Consider the following 6,146-nt stretch of genomic DNA (forward strand, 5'->3'; position numbering starts at 1 on the left):
CGGTCAAAGAAAAGAATAGTCGGCAAACATTGCCGCTTCACCGACCTTTTCACCAGCCTCATCGTGCAAAGTCCAGATCACCGCATTGCGGATCTCAAACCTTTTGCAGGTCGCGCTGATGCGGATGCCAGAATAATCCTCAACACAGCCATACTCACGCATGCGTTGAAACATTGCGTCACGTTGATCGCGGTGCTGCGCCTCTGCTGTCAGGCGCGAGGGAAGCGTTGTCAGCCGGTCCCAGCCCATCTCCCAGAGGGTCTGAGCCATCAGGTTGCCATAGGTCAGCACCGGATCTTCGCTGACATCATGGGACAGGATCACAAAAGGCGCGTGATACAGGCCCTTTCCCGATACATCGCTGTGCAAGGGACGGCCCAGCTGCGCCTCAAAAGACCGCGCCAGAAGGGCCGCGTGATCTGCGCAAAACCCATTGTCGATGGATGGTTCCACTGCATCCTCCCAAATGCAAAAAAGGCCCCGCCGAGGCGGGGCACTTTCCTATGTCTTTACCGAAAGGTCAGCCCTTCAGGATCGAACGGCCTGCGTATTCCGCAACCTCGCCCAGCGTTTCCTCGATACGGATCAGCTGGTTGTATTTTGCCAGACGGTCAGAGCGCGACAGCGAACCGGTTTTGATCTGGCCGCAGTTGGTCGCAACGGCGAGGTCCGCAATGGTCGCATCTTCGGTTTCGCCCGAACGGTGGGACATCACGTTGGTGTAACGTGCGCGGTGCGCCATATCGACGGCCTGCAGGGTCTCGGTCAGGGTGCCGATCTGGTTGACCTTGACCAGCATGGAGTTTGCCACGCCCTGCGAAATGCCATCGGCCAGACGGGTCGGGTTGGTCACGAACAGGTCGTCGCCCACCAGCTGCACCTTGTCACCGATCTTGTCGGTCAGCAGCTTCCAGCCTTCCCAATCATCCTCGGCCATGCCGTCCTCAATGGAGATGATCGGGTAATCGTCGCACAGCGCCGCCAGATAATCCGCGTTCTCAGCTGAGGTCAGCGATGCGCCCTCGCCTTTCATCTCGTATTTGCCGTCCACGAAATATTCGGTGGAGGCACAGTCGAGCGCCAGATAGATGTCTTCACCCAGCTTGTAGCCCGCTTTTTCAACGGCCGTTTTGATGAAGTCCAGCGCAACGCGGGTGGATTCCAGCGCCGGCGCAAAACCACCCTCATCACCGATGCCGGTGTTGTAGCCTGCGGCAGACAGCTCTTTCTTCAGGGTGTGGAACACCTCAGCGCCCATGCGGATCGCGTCGCGGATGTTGTCCGCAGAGACCGGCATGATCATGAATTCCTGAATGTCGATCGGGTTGTCCGCGTGCTCACCACCGTTGATGATGTTCATCATCGGCACCGGCAGAACACGGGCAGAGGTGCCGCCCACGTAACGGAACAGCGGCTGCGCGGTGAAGTCGGAGGCGGCTTTGGCACAGGCCAGCGACACACCGAGGATGGCGTTTGCGCCCAGGCGACCTTTGTTGTCGGTGCCGTCCAGTTCGATCATTGCCGCGTCAATCGCGACCTGCTCGGTGACGTCAAAGCCAACCAGCGCGTCGGCGATTTCGCCGTTCACGGCCGCAACCGCTTCCAGCACGCCTTTGCCCATGTAGCGGGATTTGTCGCCGTCGCGTTTCTCCACGGCTTCATGCGCGCCGGTGGAGGCACCCGAGGGAACCGCCGCACGGCCCATGGTGCCGTCTTCAAGTACAACGTCGACCTCAACGGTCGGGTTGCCCCGGCTGTCCAGGATTTCGCGGGCGTGGATGTCGATAATGGTGCTCATCGCTTTTGGTCCCTCTGTCAGACACGAATTTTGCCTGTTTCATACCAGTCGATTGTGAAAAGTAAACCTTGTTCGTTATCGCTAACGGGCGCTTTGTGAACGGGTTAGCCCTAACAGTTTGGGAAAAGGCAAAGTTTGTGCAGGGATGCGGCTTTTAGGTCACCGCTTGCGCCCGCCCCAAGCGCCGCGCGATCCGGTGTTCGCGCAGGAAGGTATAAAGCCCCGAGCCGATAATCAGCGACGCGCCTGCAATGGTCATCGCATCCGGCCGTTCGCCAAACACCAGCATGCCCCCTGCCATGGAAAACACCAGCCTCGAATAGCGGAACGGGGTCACAACAGAGGCCTCAGCCAGACGGGTGGCAGTGACAATGGCGATATAACCAATGATCGAGAACAGCGTAACGCCTGCCAAAAGCTGCCAGTCCAGCGCGGTCGGGCGGATCAATTCACTGCCCTGAATGCCGATCAGACCAAAGCCCGCCAGCGCCACCGCGCCATAGGCCTGCAAAGACACCATCGCCGCAGAAACACCCGCCCGCATCCGCCGGGTAATCAGATCACGTGCGGCAATACAGATCACCGCAACCAGCACCAGCAGAACGGATGGGTTAAACGCCTCAAATCCGGGGCGGATAATCATCATCACACCCATGAAGCCCGCAAAAATCGCGCTCCACCGCCGCCAGCCCACAGTTTCGCCCAGAAACAGGGCCGCGCCCATGGTGATCACCAAAGGCAGCGCCTGAAAGACCGAGGCCACAACCGACAAATCCACCAGCGCCAAAGCAGTGGCAAAGCACATGGCCCCCAAACCTTCGCACAGCGCACGCGCGACCAAAGCCGGATGCCAAGCTGCGCGGCTGAATACGGCTTCGCGCCGCACCACAAGATAGCCCCAGAACAGCACGCCACCTGCCGCGCCCAAAAGGACAAGGATCTGGCCGACGGACATATGGCCCGACAGCTGTTTGATGAAAATATCCTCAACGGTAAAGCCCACCATAGCCAGCAGCATGAACAGAATACCGCGCAGATTTTCCATGAGATCCATCCTTCTTCCTATCCCCAAATCCATCGCCTGCCCCCGCGTTAAGGCGCAAGCGCAAAGGCGACTAAATGTCGCTTTTGATCATGGTATTTCGTGACGACGGGCATTCAGACTTGTGATCGTGATCAGGTCTCAGTGATTGTGGTCAGACCAGACCAGACACCGTCTGCCCCTTTAGGCTGCCAGGCTGAGGAAGACATATTGCAAAACCGCCGGTCGTCCCGCCCGCACAGCAGTGGCACGCGATGCAGCATTTAAGCCGTTGATTGTGCCGACCAACAGACGGTCCGGATCCCGCCCCCTCTGCCCCGCCCAAGCGCGTTGGGCCGAGGCCGCAAAACCCTGACCGTTGAACCGGGGCAGCACGATCTCTTCTTCAACAACATCACCACCAATCCACTCCACCGCGCCGGGTGCCGCCGCAAACAGGCCAACCGTCCTCTGCGCACCTGCAACGTTGGCTTCGATCGAGACAAGCTGCCCTTCGGCATGCCAGTGGCGGATATCTCTGGGGTCAGCGGCAGTCACATGGCGATGTAACTCGGGTTCCGTTTTTTGCAGATCAGCAAATTTGTCCTCAACCACCGCAATCGCCGCCTCAGGCGACGGAAAGCGCCCCAAAGACACCCGCCCATCTGCTGGCGCCATATCGCCATAGCGGGCTGCGTGTACTGTCATGTCGATGGCTGTAGTCGCGGCTGTGCACGCCGGGCAAATTCATGTGGTCTGAAAACAACCGAGCAAAGGCGGGATCTTTGATCCGCTCGACATGCTGTTGCAACGCCGCCTCGACCTTTTCCCTCCCATTTGCGCCGAACAATCGGGTCGCGACTTCTATCTGCGGTGCAAGTGAAGGCCAATTGCACAGGCGCATTCGCCTCAGCCCTTTTTGCGCGGCACGCCATAAAGCTCCAGCTTGTGCCCCTTCAGATCAAACCCCAGCCGTTCCGCGATCTTTTCCTGCAGCGCCTCGATTTCCGGATCGCAGAACTCGATCACTTCCCCTGTGGTCAGATTGATTAGGTGATCGTGATGGTCGCGGTCGGCGTCCTCATAGCGGGCACGGCCATCGCCAAATTCCAGACGATCCAGAATCCCCGCCTCTTCAAAAAGCTTTACCGTTCGGTAGACAGTTGCCAAAGAGATCCCCGCATCCTGTGCGCTGGCACGGGCATGAAGCTCTTCGACATCCGGGTGATCTGCACTGTCCTGCAAAACCTGCGCAATGACACGCCGCTGCTCTGTCATCCGAAGACCACGGGCTTCGCAACGGGCAATGATCGTCTCGGGCATTGGCGGGGTCCTTTAGGCGTCAGAGTTGGGTCTTGTTCATAAAATACGAATCCCGACAGGAAAACAGCCATTCGGCAGGTTTTTCACACCCAAGACACTGTCTTTTCCATTGACTTTGCACCCGCAGCAGCCCATTTGGCGATCAGGCATGGCTCCCTGCCGCGTGAGCAGAGCGCCCGAATGCCCCGATCCGCCCCCGAAATGGGCCAGCGATCTGGGACAGACGATCAAGAAGACCTTGCTGCATTGCTGGGTCAGACGGGCGCAAACGACCATGCCACGGTTCCCAAAATCACGCGTGGGGCTATCTGGCGCAACCACCCTCCGGCAGTCGGCCGTGCGGGGCTCGAGGTTGTTCGCCTTCCCCCAGCGCTCGGGTTCGCCCCGGCGCAACGGCGCCGTGTTGGGTGCCTTATGAGGACGATTGTGACTGAATTTTCGACCATGGAGCTGCCCAAGCACCTCCTGACCCGCCTTGAGAACATGGGTTTTGCAGACCCGACCCCGATCCAGGCCCGTGCCATTCCCCATGCACTGCAGGGCAAGGATGTGCTGGGTCTGGCCCAGACCGGCACCGGTAAAACTGCTGCCTTTGGCGTGCCGCTGGTGGCACAGATGCTGTCCTATGGCCGCAAACCCGCCGCAGGCACCGTGCGCGGTCTGATCCTGGCGCCGACCCGCGAGCTGGCCAATCAGATTTCTGAAACCATCAAAGCCCTGACCGAAGGCTCGCCGCTAAAAACTGGCCTGGTGGTCGGTGGTGTTTCCATCAACCCGCAGATCAACCGCCTGTCGCGCGGCACCGATATTCTGGTCGCCACGCCGGGCCGTCTGATCGACATTCTGGATCGCGGTGCGCTGGATCTGGGCTCCTGTGATTTTCTGGTGCTTGATGAAGCCGACCAGATGCTGGACCTCGGCTTTATCCACGCTCTGCGCAAAATCGCGCCGCTGTTGCCGGAAGAACGCCAGACCATGCTGTTCTCGGCGACGATGCCGAAACAGATGAACGAACTGGCCGCCGCCTATCTGCGCGCACCCGTTCGGATCGAAGTGACCCCGCCGGGCAAACCGGCCGCCAAGGTCACACAATCCGTGCACTTCATCGCCAAGTCCGAAAAGCTGAGCCTCCTGAAGGAACTGCTCGCCGAGCACAAAGACGAGCGTACTCTGGTCTTTGGCCGCACCAAACACGGCATGGAAAAACTGATGCGCGTGCTGGATGGCGCGGGCTTCAAGGCCGCCGCGATCCACGGCAACAAAAGCCAGGGCCAGCGCGAGCGCGCCCTTGCAGCGTTCAAATCCGGCGAAATCAAAGTGCTGGTGGCCACCGATGTGGCAGCGCGCGGTCTGGATATTCCGGATGTCAAATTTGTCTATAACTACGAGCTGCCCAATGTGCCGGATGCCTATGTACACCGCATTGGCCGCACCGCACGCGCAGGCAAAGACGGACAAGCGGTCGCCTTCTGTGCGCCCGATGAAATCGACGAGCTGAAGGCCATCCAAAAGACCATGAAACTGACGATCCCCGTCGCGTCTGGCACCCCTTGGGAAGATGTTTCTCAACCGGGCACCAAACCGGGTGGCAAACCCGGTGGTCGCGGCGGACGTGGCCGGGGTCGCGGCGGTCCGGGTGGCGGAACCGGCCGAAGCGGCCCTTCGGCTGGAGCCAGTGAAGGCGGCAAGCCGGGTGGCTTCCGCCGTCGCGGTGGAAAGCCGGGCGGCAAACCCGGCGGCCAAGGCGGTGGTCAGGGTCAAGGCCAAGGCAGCCAGCGCCGTCGCAAAGGCTAAAACATCAGACGCCTACCCTCGCGGGTGGGCGTTTTTCTTTGGCACAAACCTGCCTGAAACCCGTTCCGCCCGCACGCCTCGCAACGATCACCAAACGCGGCTACAGTTCCCCCTGTTTCGCAGGTAGAGAAATCCAACCATTGCACCTCGACGCCTGCGGCGGATACCTCAGCGCCTGCGGCGGGCCGGGCTCTCCCGCCTCTCTTGGCG

Annotated in this window: 6 protein-coding genes; 1 reads left to right on the forward strand and 5 read right to left on the reverse strand. The window is 60.0% G+C overall.

The features are described 5' to 3' along the window. Positions 1–3: 3 nt before the first annotated feature. The 5 genes from TRM7557_RS15685 to TRM7557_RS15705 all read right to left on the reverse strand — a co-directional run bounded on the left by TRM7557_RS15685 (position 4) and on the right by TRM7557_RS15705 (position 4,142). Positions 4–453: an MEKHLA domain-containing protein gene (locus tag TRM7557_RS15685; RefSeq protein WP_058291175.1), complete on the reverse strand. Its 450-nt coding sequence runs from the start codon at positions 451–453 to the stop codon at positions 4–6. A 67-nt stretch (positions 454–520) separates the two neighbouring features. Then, positions 521–1,798, reverse strand: a complete 1,278-nt coding sequence (gene eno, locus TRM7557_RS15690) for a phosphopyruvate hydratase (RefSeq protein ID WP_058291176.1) — start codon at positions 1,796–1,798, stop codon at positions 521–523. 154 nt (positions 1,799–1,952) lie between these two features. Next, positions 1,953–2,843, reverse strand: a complete 891-nt coding sequence (locus tag TRM7557_RS15695) for a DMT family transporter (RefSeq protein ID WP_058291177.1) — start codon at positions 2,841–2,843, stop codon at positions 1,953–1,955. Between the two features lie 180 nt (positions 2,844–3,023). Next, positions 3,024–3,527, reverse strand: a complete 504-nt coding sequence (locus TRM7557_RS15700) for a hypothetical protein (RefSeq protein WP_074941902.1) — start codon at positions 3,525–3,527, stop codon at positions 3,024–3,026. A gap of 201 nt (positions 3,528–3,728) precedes the next feature. Next, the gene (locus TRM7557_RS15705; RefSeq protein ID WP_058291179.1) at positions 3,729–4,142 is read right to left on the reverse strand and encodes a Fur family transcriptional regulator; all 414 of its coding nucleotides are present in this window, start codon (positions 4,140–4,142) and stop codon (positions 3,729–3,731) included. Positions 4,143–4,568: 426 nt separating this feature from the next. Here TRM7557_RS15705 and TRM7557_RS15710 point away from each other — a divergent pair, with 426 nt between their 5' ends. Further along, positions 4,569–5,936 carry a DEAD/DEAH box helicase gene (locus TRM7557_RS15710; protein ID WP_058291183.1) on the forward strand — a complete coding sequence of 456 codons (1,368 nt, stop codon included), beginning with the start codon at positions 4,569–4,571 and terminating at the stop codon, positions 5,934–5,936. The last annotated feature ends 210 nt before the right edge of the window (positions 5,937–6,146 follow it).

The sequence above is a fragment of the Tritonibacter multivorans genome, from assembly GCF_001458415.1.
Taxonomy (GTDB): Bacteria; Pseudomonadota; Alphaproteobacteria; order Rhodobacterales; family Rhodobacteraceae; genus Epibacterium; species Epibacterium multivorans.